A 15634-nucleotide genomic window follows, 5' to 3' on the forward strand; every position below is an offset into this window, starting at 1 on the left:
CCATTAGTGTCCGGCTCACACGATCACGAACAGCACAGCCACGAAGATGCTGGCGGCCGAGAACGTCATGGTCCGGGAAGACCAGGTGTTGAACCATTGTTGAAAGCTGGCGAGATCGCGTTTGAGCACGGTGGGCTGGCGAGTCCAGGACTGCTTGTCGAGGCGGAAGAAGACGTAGATCTTCATCAGTGCACCGACGATCTGGTTGTAATACAGGATCACCGGATAAGCGGGCCCGACGGAGTGCCCCGAACACATCAGCATGATGGTCAGGATCAATCGGGTGATGCCGATCCACAGCAGGTAACCCAGCAAGAACGCAATGTTGAATTTCAGGGTGGCGATGATCGCCGCGGTCAGGCCCAGCAGGCTGGTCCACATGGACACACGCTGGTCGAACAGCACGATGCTGGTGAACACACCCAGGCGGCGCACGCCCAGGCCCAGCGCGCGGGAGTTCTGGCGCAGGTTGTTGCCGTACCAGCGGTACATCAGTTTGCGGCTGGCCTTCAGGAAGCTCTTCTCGGGCGGGTGCTCCACGGTGTTGATCGCGGCATCCGGTACGTAGAAAGTGTCGTAACCCAGGCGCATCAGGCTGAACCAGCTGGACTTGTCGTCGCCGGTCAAGAACTTGAAGCGGCCCAGACGCCAGTGTTCCAGCGAGTCGCTTTCCACGTCGGCGATGAATTCGGGGTTGGTGACCACGGTGGCGCGGAACACCGACATGCGCCCGGTCATGGTCAGCACGCGCTTGGACAGGGCCATGGAGCACATGTTGATGTGCCGCTGGGCGAAGCGCAGTTTGTGCCACTCGCTCATGATGTAGCCGCCGCGCACTTCGCAGAACTCGTTGGTGGTCAGGCCGCCCACGTTTTCGTACAGCTTGAACCAGGGCACAGTCTTGCGTACGCAGCCATCGGCCAGCACGGTGTCGCCGTCGATCACCGCGACCACGGCGTTGTCGTCCGGCAGGTGGCGGGAGATGGCGCGGAAGCCGAAGGCCAGGCCGTCGCGCTTGCCGGTACCGGCGATGCGCACGAAGTCCAGGGACACGCGGTCAGGGGGAGCCATCTTGGCCCACAGCGCCTTGACCAGCAGTTCGTCGGACATCTCCACCAGCGAGCACACCACGGTGGTGGGGTAGCCGCAGTTGATGGCTTCGCGGATTACCGAGCTGTACACCTGGGCGGTGGTCAGCGCGTCGATGCGAAAGCTGGTGACCATCAGGAACACGTGGCTGGGATCAGCCGCGGCGCCCAGTTTCTGTACCTTGCGGCGCAGGTGCGGGTACACCACGTACAGGAACAGCATGCCGCGCACAAAGTGCGTGGCGCCCATCGAATAGCGCCAGATACCCACGGCGCCAATCAGGAAAATAAAGTCTTTCGACTGCGAGTCGAAAAGAGTCGTCGGCAACGCCAGGGCGATTGCCATCAGCAATGTCAGGTAGAACAACCATCCGGCGGCCTGGAGTAGACCGTGTTTTAGCCTGTGCATGATCTGCGTCCGTATCGATTGTCGGTCATTGCGGGGAAGGGGAGCGGGCCTGCCGGCTAACCGGCAGGCCCGTAGGCCTTACCAGCAAATGCCTTCAGTGCGGGCTTCCGGGCAGGTGGTGTTGGGCATGAAGCCCACCAGGTCGATGACCTGCTTGCCGTGTGGCACCGATTGCACCAGCGAACGGAACTTCTCGTCGCGGTTGCCCAGGATGATCACGTCGGAGTTGTTGATCACGCCGTCGAAGTCCGAGTCCAGCAGCGAGGACACGTGCGGGATCTTCGATTCGATGTAGTCCTTGTTGGCACCGTGAACGCGGGCGTACTCGACGTTGCTGTCGTAGATCTTCAGCTCGAAGCCCTTGCCGATCAGCATTTCGGCCAGCTCTACCAGCGGGCTTTCACGCAGATCGTCGGTGCCGGCCTTGAAGCTCAGGCCCAGCAGGGCAACTTTGCGCTTGTCGTGGCTGGAGATGATGTCGAAGGCGTTCTGCACCTGGGACACGTTGCTGCGCATCAGCGAGTTGAGCAGCGGTGCGTCCACGTCCAGGGAGCTGGCGCGGTAGGTCAGGGCGCGTACGTCCTTGGGCAGGCAGGAGCCGCCGAACGCGAAGCCTGGGCGCATGTAGTACTGCGACAGGTTCAGGGCCTTGTCCTGGCAGACCACGTCCATCACTTCGCGACCATCCACGCCCACGGCCTTGGCAATGTTGCCGATTTCGTTGGCGAAGGTGACCTTGGTGGCGTGCCACACGTTGCAGGTGTACTTGATCATCTCGGCCACTTCGATGTCCTTGCGGATGATCGGCGCGTCGAGTTCTTCGTACAGCGATTGCAGGGCATCACCGGAGGCTGGGTCGAACTCGCCGATGACGGTCATCGGTGGGTGGTCGTAGTCCTTGATGGCGGTGGATTCACGCAGGAACTCGGGGTTCACGGCCACGCCGAAGTCGACGCCGGCTTTCTTGCCCGAGCAGTCTTCCAGGATCGGGATCACCACGTTCTTGACGGTGCCCGGCAGCACGGTGCTGCGTACCACGATGGTGTGGCGAGTGGTCTTGTCGCGCAGTACGAAACCGATTTCACGGCATACCGACTCGATGTAGTTGAGCTCCAGATCGCCGTTCTTCTTGCTCGGGGTACCGACGCAAAGCATCGACAGATCCGTGTCACGAATGGCTTCGGAGAAGTCGGTGGTGCCACGTAGGCGGCCACTTTGAATCCCCTGTGCCAACAGCTCTTCCAGACCCGGTTCGACAATAGGCGATTTACCGTTGTTGATAAGGTCAATCTTGGCCTTGGAAATATCCACGCCAACCACGTCGTGACCGCGTGCAGACAGGCAACCGGCACACACTGCACCGACATAACCCAAACCGAAGATGCTGATACGCATCGCATTCACCTCATGTGTTATCGCGCCGACTCAAACAAGTAAGAGCCAGACCGGGTTTAATTAACCAGCAGTATTCGCGCACTCGGAAGTGTGACAGTTGAATGTCATGCTCCCGCTTGCAGGCATATATTTAAAAGTGAGTGCGTTATAATGCACCCAAGTAGCGCAGCACTTGGCCGTGTCGTGGGCTGATGCCCTAATGTGTAGCCAGCCTGTATTACAAAGACGACTTCCCAGCTTGCAGTGCTGACTGCGATCTTGGCTATACGCCAATGAAATCAAGCACTAAGACGCTTTGCAGGAGCTCGGTAAACGGGGCTCTGGCCTGGCCAATGTGAGGGTTGTTTTTGGTGCGTTCTCTCCTGAGATCAACTTTGGTTCATTCGCATGGCGGTTTAATCAAAGTTCTGCGAGCTTCCTGCTCAAACCCATTCCATTCCCTTGTAGGTCATCTCTCACATAGCGCTCGAGAATCGTTACGGGTGGTATGAGCAGTGGAATTTGCGATTAGTTCCTGAGGGTAAAACGCGCCAATGACAAATTCTTCAAGAAATTCATCGTTACAAATGCTCTCAAACTGATAGCACAGTACGGTTTTGTCCTTTAGGCATGGGGGGTTGGGGTGGCGTCATATTTTTGTGCCAGCATTCAAAAAAAAGTCGTCAAAAAAAGCGAAATTTCCTGAACGCAGGCTGAACAAAGGCTGAATAGAGGGTACCAGTCATCTAATTTGACGAGTTATTGACGTCACTTCGTTGACAGATAGTGGCAATGTGGACTTTTTTGCAGGGGTAGCGGTGCACGTTTTGTAGGACAAAAAGTGCACCGAAAAGACGCTTCAGTCGGCGGGATGGTCGCGCAGGAAAACCAGGTGATCAGGTTTCGATTGTTCGGCGCTGTAGTAGTAACCCTGCTCATCGAACTGCTTGAGGGCCTGCGGGTCGTTGATGCGTTCCTGAATGACGAAACGGCTCATCATGCCGCGCGCTTTCTTGGCGTAGAAACTGATGATCTTGTGCTGGCCGTTCTTCAGGTCCTTGAAGTCGACGCCGATGATGCGCGCCTTCAGGGCCGTGCGCTTGACCGCCGAGAAATACTCGGTGGAGGCCAGGTTCAGCAGCACGTCGTCGCCCTGGGCCTGCAGCGCTTCGTTCAGCCACTCGCTGATGCGCGTGCCCCAGAAGGCGTACAGGTCCTTGCCACGGGCATTGGCCAGCTTGGTGCCCATTTCCAGGCGGTAGGGTTGCATCAGGTCCAGCGGGCGCAGCAGGCCATAGAGGCCGGACAGCATGCGCAGGTGGTCCTGGGCGTAGGTGAAATCGGCGTCAGTCAGGGTGTTGGCGTCGAGGCCGGTGTACACGTCGCCCTTGAAGGCCAACAGCGCCTGCTTGGCGTTGTCGGGGGTGAAAGCCGGGTTCCAGCTGCCGAAGCGCGCGGCGTTGAGGCCGGCCAGCTTATCGGACAGGTGCATCAGCTCGCTGATCTGCGCGGGGGCCAGTTCGCGCAGGATCTGAATCAGTTCCTGGCTGTGGTCCAGGTATTGGGGTTGGGTGAAGCGGTCGGTCACCGGGGGTGTTTCGTAATCCAGGGTCTTGGCGGGGGAAATCACCGTCAGCATGAAATCGTCTCCATTTATCGTGGCGGCGATTTTAGGGGTTGGGGGCGGGGAACTCCATCTATTGGGGTAATAGCGAGATCGGCGGTTCCCCCGTAGCCGCTGCCGCCAGGCTGCGCTGGCCGGCGTGAACCCCGAGGATTTTCAGCGGCGCACAGGGCCAGCGCAGCCTTCGGCAGCGGCTACGGGCAGATGTAGCCGCTGCCGCCAGGCTGCGCTGGTCGGTGTGAACCCCGAGGATTTTCAGCGGGGCGCAGGGCCAGCGCAGCCTTCGGCAGCGGCTACGGGCAGATGTAGCCGCTGCCGCCAGGCTGCGCTGGTCGGTGTGGACCCCGAAGATTTTCAGCGGGGCTTGGGGCCAGCGCAGCCTTCGGCAGCGGCTACGGGAGGGGGCTCGATAGTTTATGATTCTGGCACCCCGCCCATGGAGATCTGCCCTTGCGCCTTGCCTGCCTGATCCTTGCCGCCCTTGCCAGCGTCGCCGCCCATGCCGCCGTGCCGCCGCCCGTGGCCACCATCGACCGCAGCAGCTGGCCCGAGACGCTTACCTCTCCGGCGCTGTTCGACGTGGCCTCGCGCGCCGAAATCCTGATGTTCTCCCACGTGCTGTTGCAGTCCGAAGCCCTGGACGAGCAAGCCCTGGCCGACCGCCTGGACCTGCGTACCATCAACATGGTGGCCGTCAACCAACTGCGCGGACAGCTATGGCAACGCCTGTGGCAGAACTACAACCAGGCCCAGCAAAGCTGCGAGCAGGACGCCTCGTTCTGTTTCGCCATCGACAGCCTCGATGACCTGCGTACCCAGGCCAACAACTTCGCCGTGGCCCCCGATTCCTTTTATGCCAACTGGGGCGCCCCTGCCCGGGTGTTCGACCTCATCTATGTGGACGAACTGCTGCGCAAGGCGGCGCTGTCACCCCAGATCAGCAGCGAAGTGCTCAAAGTCGCCGATCAGGAGCTTAACGGTAGCGATTTCAACGACAGGGTGTTCCTGCTGACCTTCGACAGCGGCCCCAGCATCGCCGTCGGCAGTACCGAATGGGTGGCCGACTTCCTGCGCAAACAGAAGATCAACGGCACCTTCTTCGTGCTGGGGCAGAACTTCGCCAACCGCCGGGACAAAGGCGAGCCGGGCAGCCTGCCGGCGCTTTACAAGGGGCAATGCGTGGGGGTGCAAGGCTGGCAGTACCGCTCCCATGCCGACTGGAACGACTGGCAGGGTTCGATTACCCGCAGCGCCACGGTGGTGGAGGGCGAAGTGCCGGATAACTACGTGCCTTTGTTCCGCCCGCCTTATGGCACGCGCCGGCCCGACGCCAGCACTTTCCTGGACACGCAGCAGATGAAGGTCGCCCTGTGGGACATTGATTCCATGGACAGCAACAGTCAATTGACGGCCGAGCAAAGCGCCCAGCGCGTGCTGACGCTGATGCTGCTGTGGCGCCACGGTGTGATCGCATTCCATGATACCCAGGCCAAGGTTCAGGTGGCATTGCCCTGGTTGCTCAAGCAAACGGCGGAGGCGGGGATCGGTTGGCAGGAGTGCCGTGAATTTCAGTGAAAACATGGCTAAAAGCAGCAAATAGGCAGTTTTCGTGGGGCGGGGAGAAAATTTTGAAGCGGTTTTCAGCGGGGTTGACTTCCGACTTTAACGGTACCTGCCCCCTGCGCCAAGCGTTATTCGTCATGCAGAAAAATAAACTTCAAAAAAGCGTCAAAGTGCTTTTTAACGTCATGGGTTTTGCGGTATTACGAAGACAGATCGCCGAACCCTGCAGCACAGGTGGCGTCGTCACCCGGCCCACCGTTACTGGCAGTTCCGCTCGACCACAGCCCTCTGGGTCGTGCGGAAGCGGCGGTCACTTCGCGGCGCAGCACCGTTCAGGTATTGCGTCGAACGGCTCTCTCAAAGGTGACCGAGTATGGATGATCAAGGACGCACCATTTCTTCCGACAAGCCAATCCTTTATGTGCTCGATACCAATGTACTGATCCACGATCCAAATGCGTTGCTGAACTTTGAAGAACACCACGTCGCCATCCCCATGACCGTGTTGGAGGAGCTGGACAAACTCAAGAGTGGCAAGCAATCGGTGGCTGCCGAATGCCGGCAGGCTATCCGCCTGATCGACCAGACCCTGGGCGATGCCGGCCCCGCCGACGTGGAACTGGGTGTGCCGATCCAGCGCGGCAAGGGCGAGCCCAAGGGCTTCCTGTCCATTCTCATGACCAAGGGCGGCCCACCCACCACGGTGCTGCCGGGCAACCTCAACGACAACATCATCATCAACCAGCTGGTTGACCTGCACCAACGCAAGAAGGACTGGGACGTTGTGCTGGTGTCCAAAGACATCAACATGCGCCTCAAGGCCCGCGCCTGCGGTATCGCCGCCGAGGACTACAGCACCGACCAGTTGGTGGACGACGTCTCGCTGCTGTCGCGCGGCTACCATGAGGTCACCGGCTCGTTCTGGGAGCGCGTCAACAAGGTCGAAACCCGTCAGGACCACGGCCGCACCTGGCACCGCGTGCAGTTGCAGGAACCGCTGCCCTCGGCGCACATCAATGAATTCATCATCGATGAGCAAGGCTTCGTGGGCTGGATCAAGGGCGTGAAGGACGACGAGCTGCTGCTGCTCGACCTGCACCAGGAACCCCTGCTGCACCAGGAAGCCTGGGGCCTCAAGCCCCGGGACGTGCATCAGGCGCTGGCGCTGTTCGCGCTGCTGGACCCGGACATCCACCTGGTCAACCTCACCGGTGCGGCGGGGTCGGGCAAGACCATCCTGGCGCTGGCGGCGGCCATCGAGCAGACCATGGTCACCAAGCGTTATCGTCGCATCATTGCCACGCGCAGCGTGCAGGGGCTGGATCAGGAGATCGGCTTTTTGCCAGGCACCGAGGCGGAGAAGATGGAACCTTGGCTGGGGGCCATCACCGACAACCTCGAAGCCCTGCACATGGACGATGAAAACACCCACGGCAGCGTCGACTACATCCTCAGCAAGGTGCCCTTGCAGTTCAAATCCCTGAACTACATTCGCGGGCGCAGTTTCCAGCAGAGCCTGATTCTGATCGACGAATGCCAGAACCTCACCCCGCACCAGATGAAAACCATCATCACCCGTGCGGGCGCAGGTTCCAAGGTGATCTGCCTGGGTAACCTGGCGCAAATCGACACTCCGTACCTGTCGGCGCCCAGCTCGGGCCTTACCTACCTGACCGAGCGTTTCAAGGACTTCCCCAACGGGGTGCACATCACCCTGCAAGGGGTACCGCGCTCGATCCTGGCCGAGTACGCCGAGTCGCATCTGTAACCCTGTAGCCGTTGCCGCCAGGCTGCGCTGGCCCCTGAATGCACTGTGAATCTGCAGTGTGGTTCAGGGCCAGCGCAGCCTTCGGCAGCGGTTACGGATTTACGGGTTGGCGTCGAATATCAGGGTAACCCCACCCTGGTATTTGGCCCCGCGGTTGTTGAGCATCTGCCGGATGTCCTGCTGTCTCACGTCGAAATGCACGTGCCCGGGCTGGTTCGACACGTTGCCGGCCACGGCGATGGTCTTGGCGTTCATGCGCCCAACCCCCAGTGGCAGGCGATTGACCGGCTGGCCGTTGTGGTTGAACGTGCCCGGCAACGTCAGCGCCGTAGCCAGCGGCACCACCTGCGCGCCAACCGCGCGGCTTATCCCGCACGGACGATGCTCGCATTCCACATAGACCGAAAAGGGGCTGGAAGCCCAGACGCTCAAAGGTGCGTCGTGAAACAGCCGGGGCGGTACCTGATTGCTGGTTTCATACTGTTTCCACCCCCCGGGCGGTACAACCTCCACTTCACCACCGTTGGCGGGCATATCCACGCGCATGTCGTGCTGCACCTCGATTTCCACGCGGAAGCGGATGTTGTCACTGTTGATCATGGTGGTGTCGCCGAAGTCGAAGCCGCCCGCCACGCCGATCGGGTAGTCGATGAACCCCTCCCATCTGCCGGGGCTCAGCGAAGAAGCGGGGGGGAAGTCGATCATGTAGGACAGCATCAACTCGCTGAGCGCTGAGTGTTGCACCTCGCTGCCCGTGGCTGCGCCGTAGCAACCACGCTGGGCATCGGGGTAGTAGGAGTTCCACAGAAACTTGCTGAAGCCTGCACCTCCGGTCAGGCCTTCGGCGGAGCATCCGCCATTGACCCGGGTGGTCAGTACGGGTTGGGTCTGGTAGGTGACCTTCTGGCTCACGAAGCGGAAGCCCAGTTGTACGTTTGCCGTCTGCCCGGTGGAGCGGTTGGTGAGACTGAACGACTGGCGTGAGGGTAGATGGACGTAGACCTTCTTGCGGTTGTCCGAAGAGGAAAGGTCGATGTCCTTGCTCAATTCAAAGGGTACATCGATGGTGCTGTGGCTATTGCACAGGTTCCACGCCGAGCAGTATCGGGATCGCGGCGTGGTATTGACGATTTTCTCGTCCTCGACGCGCGCCGTGATCAGCGCCTCGACCGCTACGGCCATGTCGGCGCAGAGGCACAACAGACCCAGTAGCAAGCAGCGCACTGGCGCCCAAGGGGTGGAAGCTGGCATGACAGATGCTCCAGAGTAATCCAGGGGCATGGATTGTCCCGAAGCTGTCACGGGCAGGCAGTCGGAAGCTTCCCAAACAAAGTGCGAAAATTCCGAAGGTAGGCAATCGCGATTTTGTGCATCGCCCGGCCTCGGGGTTTACAATCGACCTTCCGTCCCCAGGAGCAATGCCCCCGTGCTGACCCATCTCGATTCCCAAGGCCGCGCCAACATGGTCGATGTCACCGAAAAAGCGGTGACCTCCCGCGAAGCCGTGGCTGAAGCCTGGGTGCGCATGCTGCCGCTCACCCTGCGCATGATCGTCGACGGCGACCACCCCAAGGGCGACGTATTTGCCGTGGCGCGCATTGCCGGTATCCAGGCTGCGAAAAAGACCAGCGACCTGATCCCCCTGTGCCACCCACTGATGTTGACCAGCGTAAAGGTCGAGCTGAGCGCGGACGGCGAGGACGCGGTGCGCATCGTCGCGCGTTGCAAACTGGCCGGGCAGACCGGGGTGGAAATGGAGGCGCTGACGGCCGCCAGTGTCGCGGCGCTGACGATCTACGACATGTGCAAGGCCGTGGACAAGGGCATGGTCATTGAAAACGTACGCCTGCTGGAAAAAGTCGGCGGCAAGAGCGGCCACTACCAGGCGGACCCGGCATGAAGATCAACGTCGTTTACTTTGCGCGCTACCGTGAAGCCATGGGGATGGATGGCGAAGAGCTGGTGGGTCAGTTCCACACGCTTCAGGACGTGCGCCAGGAGCTGCTGGAGCGCGGCGGCAACTGGAGTGTGCTGGGCGAGAACAACCTGATGTGCGCGCGCAATCAGGACTTGTGCAAGCTTGAAGAACCCGTTGCCGACGGCGACGAGGTGGCGTTTTTCCCACCTGTGACCGGGGGCTGAGATGAGCGTTCGCGTGCAAGTCGAGGCGTTCGATCCCGGTGTCGAGGTCAATGCCATGCATGCCGCCAATGTCGGCGTGGGAGCGGTAGTGAGTTTTGTCGGTTACGTGCGTGACTTCAACGACGGGCTGGAGGTGTCGGGCATGTTTCTGGAGCATTATCCGGGCATGACCGAAAAAGCGTTAGGCAAGATCGTGGTGGAAGCCGAGCAGCGCTGGCCATTGTTGAAGGTCGAGGTGCTGCACCGCATCGGCGCCCTGGAACCGGGCGAGCCGATCGTCTTCGTTGGCGTGGCCAGTGCCCACCGGCAGGCGGCATTCGATGCCTGCAACTTCATCATGGACTACCTGAAAACCCGCGCGCCGTTCTGGAAGAAGGAACAGACCGGGGCAGGGGAGCGCTGGGTGGAGGGCAAGGCCAGCGACGAAAGCGCGGCTGAACGCTGGAACGTGTAGCCGCTGCCGCAAGGCTGCGCTGGCCGGTGTGAACCCTGAAGGTTTTCAGCGAGGCCCAGGCCCAGCGCAGCCTGGGGCAGCGGCTACGGGGAATCGCGTAACTGCTGCCGCCGGCAGATGATCAGGAATGCTTGCGCTGCACCGGCCGCAGCAGCTCGGTCGGTGGCATCTCGCAGCTGATCTTGCGGCCCAGCAGCGCTTCGATCGAAGGCAGCTGGTAGGAGTCATCTTCACCGGCAAAGCTGATCGACACACCACTGGTGCCCGCACGCCCGGTACGGCCGATACGGTGCACGTAGTCGTCCGGATCTTCGGGCAGGGTGAAGTTGATCACGTGGCTGATGCCATCGATATGGATACCACGGCCCGCCACGTCAGTGGCCACCAGCACGCGGATCTTGCCTTCGCGGAAGCCTTCCAGCGTCTTGATGCGCTTGTGCTGCGGCACGTCGCCCGACAGTTGCGCGGCGTTGACGCCATCACGCACCAGTTTCTCCTCGATGCGCCGCACCTCGTCCTTGCGGTTGGCAAACACCATCACCCGCTCCCAGCCATTATCGTTGACCAGGTTGTACAGCAGTTTGTACTTGTCGCTGCCGGCCACGGCGTAGACGTGCTGTTCCACGGTTTCGCTGGCGACGTTCTCAGGCTCGATCTCGACGATGGCCGGGTCGGTGGTCCACTGCTTGGCCAGGTTCATCACGTCTTCGGTGAAGGTGGCCGAGAACAGCAGGGTCTGGCGTTCGCTTTTCGGTGGGGTCTGGCGAATGATCTGACGCACTTGCGGGATGAAACCCATGTCCAGCATACGGTCGGCTTCGTCCAGCACCATCACCTCGACCATGTCCAGGTGCACTTCGCCGCGCTGGGCGAAGTCCAGCAAGCGGCCTGGGGTGGCCACCAGGATGTCGCAGTGACGGGCTTCCAGCTGCTTGAGCTGCTTGTCGAAGTCCATGCCGCCCACGAACGTCATCACGTTCAGGCCGGTGTACTTGGTCAGGTTGGCGGCGTCCTTGGCGATCTGCACCACCAGCTCACGGGTGGGGGCGATGATCAGCGCGCGCGGCTCGCCCATGTAGCGTTCCTTGGGCGGCGGGGTCTGTTGCAGCTGGGTGATGATCGAAATCAGGAAGGCCGCGGTCTTGCCGGTGCCGGTCTGGGCGCGGCCGATCGCGTCCTTGCCCTTGAGGGTAAAGCCCATCACCTGCGCCTGGATTGGCGTGCAGTAGGGGAAGCCCAGGTCATGGATGGCGTGCATCAGTTCGTCGGAGAGCTTGAAGTCATGGAAGCGAGTCTTGCCTTCCTGAGGGTCGACCTTGAAGTCTTCCAGCTTCCACAGCGCGCGGGGCGGTTTGGGCTTGCGCTCGCGGGGCGAGGGTTTGACCAGCTCGGCTTCTTTGGATGGCAGGGGCGCAGGGGGCGCTGCTTCCACAGGCACCATAGGCACCACGGGCACCACGGGGGCCGTCTGTTCCGGCTCTGGTGGCTGGGGGATGGCCGTTTCCCGAGCAGGGCTCGGTGCCACAGCAGCAGTCATTTCGGCTGCGAGCGGCTCAGCCTCGCTTTTTCCGAACAGGTTCTTGAGTGCTTTGAGCACGGTCTTCTCATTAATTTGGTTAAGGAATGTACGCCGGGCAGTGTAATGCAAGAATCGGGCGCGGTGTAGCCGCTGCCGATACACAGGGCTGCACCTGCGCTGTAGCCGCTGCCGCAGGCTGCGCTTGCCCTGTGCCTCTCTCGAGACATCCAGGGTTCACGCAGGCCAGCGCAGCCTGGCGGCAGCTACAGGACTGAATATCACGCCAGCTTCTGGGCCAGCCACTGGGCGATGTCGCGGATCTCTTCGATCACCACTTCATGGCCCATCGGGTATTCGCGCCACTGCACGTCCACACTCCATTGCGCCAGGTAATCGTGGGCGGTGCGCCCCATGGCGTTCAACACCACTTCATCCTGGTCACCATGCAGGCACAGTGCCGGGGTGGCGCGCTGGGTATCGCCGGGTTGCACCTCGTCACTAAAGGTGGGCGCGTAGGTGGACAGGGCCAGTACGCCGCCCAGTGCACCCTGGTAGCGCACATAAGCAGTGTGCAGCACCACGGCGCCACCCTGGGAGAACCCGGCAATGAAAATGCGCGAGGCCTTAATACCAGCGGCCAATTGCGCTTCGATCAAGCCCTTGACCAGATCGGCCGATTCATCCAATTGATCGACGTCTATCGCTCGGGCGGGGGTCATGGCCTTGATGTCATACCAGCTTGGCATCTCGTAGCCGCCATTGATGGTCACCGGCCGGGTAGGCGCCTGGGGCAGGATGAAGCGGGCGCTGGGCAGGGTGTTCTGCAGGGCTTCGGCCACCGGCAGGAAGTCATAACGGTCGGCACCCAGGCCATGCAACCAGATCACACAGGCGTCGGCTGGCTGGGTAGGTTCGAGGATCATCGGGTTGCTCATGGCTGCTCCAAAAAAGTGCGAACGCTCTCATAAAGTGCATTGCAAAGGGGCGTATCGGTGCGATACGGGAAAAAGATGTCGCAAGGGTACAAGTTTTCCTCTTGACGGAGGCTGAAACGCTTGCGCTCTGTAACGTGGTACGCGCTTTGCTATGTATCCGCCAAGTGGAAGGAAAGAACCATCCGGTAACACTATCAGGCTGTACGCCCGGTGGCTAAATAGCGATTCTGCGCAAACGGATGGATGACCTTCCACGGGTCGCGCGAAACGACAGGGGCGACCGATAACGCCTCATCTGTTCGACCGATCAAGGAGCCGTGAGTTTGCAACAAGCCCCAGGGCAAGTCGCGCTCACACAATCAAAAAAATGCGTCCTTCACCGCTTGACCCAAAATCAAGCCGACACTGGGTCGAAATCGCCTCAAAAGGGTGCGGCAGGACACACGCTCTACACAACAAGAGCCATTTGGAGGTTTGAATGAACATGCTGAAATCCACCCTGGCTGTCCTGACTGCCGCCACCGTCCTCGGTGTCAGTAGCTTCGCTCAGGCAGGCGCCACTCTGGACGCGATTCAGAAGAAAGGTTTCATTCAGTGCGGCGTCAGTGACGGCCTGCCTGGCTTCTCCGTTCCCGATTCCACCGGCAAGATCCAGGGCATCGACGCCGATGTCTGCCGCGCCGTGGCCGCAGCCGTGTTCGGTGATGCCAACAAGGTCAAGTTCAGCCAGCTGAACGCCAAAGAGCGCTTCACCGCCCTGCAGTCCGGCGAAATCGACGTGCTGTCGCGCAACACCACCTGGACCAGCTCCCGCGACGCGGGCATGGGCCTGGTGTTCGCCGGTGTTACCTACTACGACGGCGTTGGCTTCCTGGCCAACAAGAAACTGGGCGTGAAAAGCGCCAAGGAACTGGACGGTGCAACCATCTGCATCCAGGCCGGTACTACCACCGAGCTGAACGTGTCGGACTACTTCCGCGCCAATGGCCTGAAATACACCCCGATCACCTTCGACACCTCCGACGAAAGCGCCAAGTCGCTGGAAAGCGGCCGTTGCGACGTGCTGACCTCCGACAAGTCGCAGCTGTACGCACAACGCTCCAAGCTGGCCTCCCCGGGCGACTACGTGGTACTGCCGGAAACCATCTCCAAGGAGCCACTGGGCCCGGTCGTGCGTAAAGGCGACGAAGAGTGGTTCAGCATCGTCAAGTGGACCCTGTTCGCCATGCTCAACGCCGAAGAGGCAGGCATCACCTCCAAGAACGTGGTCGAGGAAGCCAAGTCCACCAAGAACCCGGACGTGGCCCGTCTGCTGGGTGGCGACGGTGAATATGGCAAGGACCTGAAACTGCCGAAGGATTGGGTGGTGAAGATCGTTTCGCAAGTCGGCAACTACGGCGAAGTGTTCGAGAAGAACCTGGGCAAAAGCACCCCGCTGGCCATTGACCGTGGCCTGAATGCCCTGTGGAACAACGGCGGCATCCAGTACGCGCCACCAGTACGCTAAGCAGGCCCCGCGCCTGGCGGCCCGTATGCCGCCAGGCGCTGTTACATTCCCTTTCTTCCGGGGCACTTCATGCAAAATCAAATCGGCGCACCCAAAGGGTTTTCCCTGACCGATCCACGTGTGCGTGCGTGGCTTTTCCAGATCATCACCATTGTGGCGGTGATCTCCCTGGGCTGGTTCCTGTTCGACAACACCCAGACCAACCTGCAACACCGCGGCATCACCTCCGGCTTCGACTTCCTGGACCGCAGTGCCGGCTTCGGCATCGCTCAGCACCTGATCCCCTACACCGAGTCGGACAGTTACTCGCGGGTATTCGTGATCGGGCTGCTCAACACCCTGCTGGTGACGTTCATCGGCGTGATCCTGGCCACCGTGCTGGGCTTCATCATCGGTGTGTCCAGGCTGTCGTCCAACTGGATGGTCAACAAACTGGCCACCGTGTATGTCGAGACCTTCCGCAACATTCCACCGCTGCTGCAGATTCTGTTCTGGTATTTCGCCGTGTTCCTCACCATGCCTGGCCCGCGCGGCAGTCATAACCTGTGGAGCATGTTCTACCTGAGCAACCGTGGCCTGAACATGCCGGCGGCCATCACGGCCGAGGGTATCTGGCCATTCCTGATCGCTGTCGTGCTGGCGTTCGTTGCCATCGGCGTGATGGTGAAGTGGGCCAACAAGCGCTTCGAGGAAACCGGGCAACCGTTCCACAAGTTCTGGGCAGGCCTTGCCCTGCTGGTGGTCATCCCGGGCCTGAGCATGCTGGTGTTCGGCAGCCCTGTGCATTGGGAGATGCCGGAACTGCGCGGTTTCAACTTCGTCGGCGGCTGGGTGATGATCCCGGAACTGCTGGCCCTGACCCTGGCACTCAGTGTGTACACCGCGGCGTTCATCGCCGAGATCGTGCGCTCGGGCATCAAGTCGGTCAGCCACGGCCAGACCGAGGCAGCCCGTTCCCTGGGCCTGCGCTCCGGGCCGACGCTGCGCAAGGTGATCATTCCCCAGGCGCTGCGGGTGATCATCCCGCCATTGACCAGCCAGTACCTGAACCTGGCGAAGAACTCTTCGCTGGCGGCCGGTATCGGTTACCCGGAAATGGTTTCGCTTTTTGCCGGCACGGTGCTCAACCAGACCGGCCAGGCCATCGAAGTCATCGCCATTACCATGAGCGTGTACCTGGCGATCAGCATCAGCATTTCGCTGCTGATGAACTGGTACAACAAGCGCATTGCGCTGATCGAGCGGTGAGGA

At 60.8% G+C, this 15634-nt stretch carries 13 protein-coding genes; 7 read left to right on the forward strand and 6 right to left on the reverse strand.

The features are described from left to right. Positions 1–15: 15 nt before the first annotated feature. The 3 genes from alg8 to yaaA all read right to left on the reverse strand — a co-directional run bounded on the left by alg8 (position 16) and on the right by yaaA (position 4510). Positions 16–1497 carry a mannuronan synthase gene (alg8, locus tag ACZ9GA_RS01805; RefSeq protein ID WP_455921935.1) on the reverse strand — a complete coding sequence of 494 codons (1482 nt, stop codon included), beginning with the start codon at positions 1495–1497 and terminating at the stop codon, positions 16–18. 78 nt (positions 1498–1575) lie between these two features. Then, positions 1576–2892, reverse strand: coding sequence for a nucleotide sugar dehydrogenase (locus ACZ9GA_RS01810; protein WP_457357543.1), 1317 nt, complete (start codon positions 2890–2892; stop codon positions 1576–1578). 838 nt (positions 2893–3730) lie between these two features. Further along, complete coding sequence (gene yaaA, locus ACZ9GA_RS01815) at positions 3731–4510, reverse strand: peroxide stress protein YaaA (RefSeq protein ID WP_457357541.1); 780 nt, start codon at positions 4508–4510, stop codon at positions 3731–3733. A 435-nt stretch (positions 4511–4945) separates the two neighbouring features. Here yaaA and ACZ9GA_RS01820 point away from each other — a divergent pair, with 435 nt between their 5' ends. After that, positions 4946–6070: a polysaccharide deacetylase family protein gene (locus ACZ9GA_RS01820; RefSeq protein WP_457357539.1), complete on the forward strand. Its 1125-nt coding sequence runs from the start codon at positions 4946–4948 to the stop codon at positions 6068–6070. Between the two features lie 361 nt (positions 6071–6431). Beyond that, positions 6432–7826, forward strand: a complete 1395-nt coding sequence (locus ACZ9GA_RS01825) for a PhoH family protein (RefSeq protein ID WP_455921939.1) — start codon at positions 6432–6434, stop codon at positions 7824–7826. 99 nt (positions 7827–7925) lie between these two features. Here ACZ9GA_RS01825 and ACZ9GA_RS01830 read toward each other — a convergent pair whose 3' ends face one another. Continuing rightward, positions 7926–9077 (reverse strand): hypothetical protein, encoded by a 1152-nt coding sequence (locus ACZ9GA_RS01830; RefSeq protein WP_457357537.1) that lies wholly within the window; start codon positions 9075–9077, stop codon positions 7926–7928. 175 nt (positions 9078–9252) lie between these two features. Between ACZ9GA_RS01830 and moaC the strand changes: the two genes are divergently transcribed. From moaC to moaE, 3 genes are read left to right on the forward strand one after another with little or no spacing between them, the layout of a single operon-like run. Continuing rightward, complete coding sequence (gene moaC / locus ACZ9GA_RS01835) at positions 9253–9726, forward strand: cyclic pyranopterin monophosphate synthase MoaC (RefSeq protein ID WP_457357535.1); 474 nt, start codon at positions 9253–9255, stop codon at positions 9724–9726. Then, positions 9723–9968 (forward strand): molybdopterin converting factor subunit 1, encoded by a 246-nt coding sequence (gene moaD / locus ACZ9GA_RS01840; protein ID WP_457357533.1) that lies wholly within the window; start codon positions 9723–9725, stop codon positions 9966–9968. The genes moaC and moaD overlap by 4 nt, the downstream gene beginning before the upstream one ends. Before the next feature lies 1 nt (position 9969). Then, complete coding sequence (gene moaE / locus ACZ9GA_RS01845) at positions 9970–10422, forward strand: molybdopterin synthase catalytic subunit MoaE (protein ID WP_457357532.1); 453 nt, start codon at positions 9970–9972, stop codon at positions 10420–10422. 121 nt (positions 10423–10543) lie between these two features. Here moaE and rhlB read toward each other — a convergent pair whose 3' ends face one another. Further along, positions 10544–12019: an ATP-dependent RNA helicase RhlB gene (gene rhlB / locus ACZ9GA_RS01850; protein ID WP_457357530.1), complete on the reverse strand. Its 1476-nt coding sequence runs from the start codon at positions 12017–12019 to the stop codon at positions 10544–10546. A 200-nt stretch (positions 12020–12219) separates the two neighbouring features. Continuing rightward, entirely contained in the window at positions 12220–12876 is a 657-nt protein-coding gene (locus ACZ9GA_RS01855; protein WP_457357528.1) for an alpha/beta hydrolase, read from the reverse strand. A gap of 478 nt (positions 12877–13354) precedes the next feature. Here ACZ9GA_RS01855 and ACZ9GA_RS01860 point away from each other — a divergent pair, with 478 nt between their 5' ends. Both ACZ9GA_RS01860 and ACZ9GA_RS01865 read left to right on the forward strand, forming a co-directional pair. Beyond that, entirely contained in the window at positions 13355–14383 is a 1029-nt protein-coding gene (locus ACZ9GA_RS01860) for an amino acid ABC transporter substrate-binding protein (protein WP_457357527.1), read from the forward strand. A gap of 69 nt (positions 14384–14452) precedes the next feature. Further along, positions 14453–15631, forward strand: coding sequence for an amino acid ABC transporter permease (locus ACZ9GA_RS01865; protein WP_457357525.1), 1179 nt, complete (start codon positions 14453–14455; stop codon positions 15629–15631). Positions 15632–15634 lie beyond the last annotated feature (3 nt).

This window comes from Pseudomonas sp. TE3644 (assembly GCF_056278815.1).

Coding starts and splice junctions, on each gene's coding strand:
- yaaA (WP_457357541.1), bottom strand. CDS start 4,510: ATGCTGACGGTGATTTCCCCCGCCAAGACCCTGGATTACGAAACACCC.
- alg8 (WP_455921935.1), bottom strand. CDS start 1,497: ATGCACAGGCTAAAACACGGTCTACTCCAGGCCGCCGGATGGTTGTTC.
- ACZ9GA_RS01855 (WP_457357528.1), bottom strand. CDS start 12,876: ATGAGCAACCCGATGATCCTCGAACCTACCCAGCCAGCCGACGCCTGT.
- ACZ9GA_RS01810 (WP_457357543.1), bottom strand. CDS start 2,892: ATGCGTATCAGCATCTTCGGTTTGGGTTATGTCGGTGCAGTGTGTGCC.
- moaE (WP_457357532.1), top strand. CDS start 9,970: ATGAGCGTTCGCGTGCAAGTCGAGGCGTTCGATCCCGGTGTCGAGGTC.
- ACZ9GA_RS01830 (WP_457357537.1), bottom strand. CDS start 9,077: ATGCCAGCTTCCACCCCTTGGGCGCCAGTGCGCTGCTTGCTACTGGGT.
- moaD (WP_457357533.1), top strand. CDS start 9,723: ATGAAGATCAACGTCGTTTACTTTGCGCGCTACCGTGAAGCCATGGGG.
- ACZ9GA_RS01825 (WP_455921939.1), top strand. CDS start 6,432: ATGGATGATCAAGGACGCACCATTTCTTCCGACAAGCCAATCCTTTAT.
- ACZ9GA_RS01860 (WP_457357527.1), top strand. CDS start 13,355: ATGAACATGCTGAAATCCACCCTGGCTGTCCTGACTGCCGCCACCGTC.
- ACZ9GA_RS01865 (WP_457357525.1), top strand. CDS start 14,453: ATGCAAAATCAAATCGGCGCACCCAAAGGGTTTTCCCTGACCGATCCA.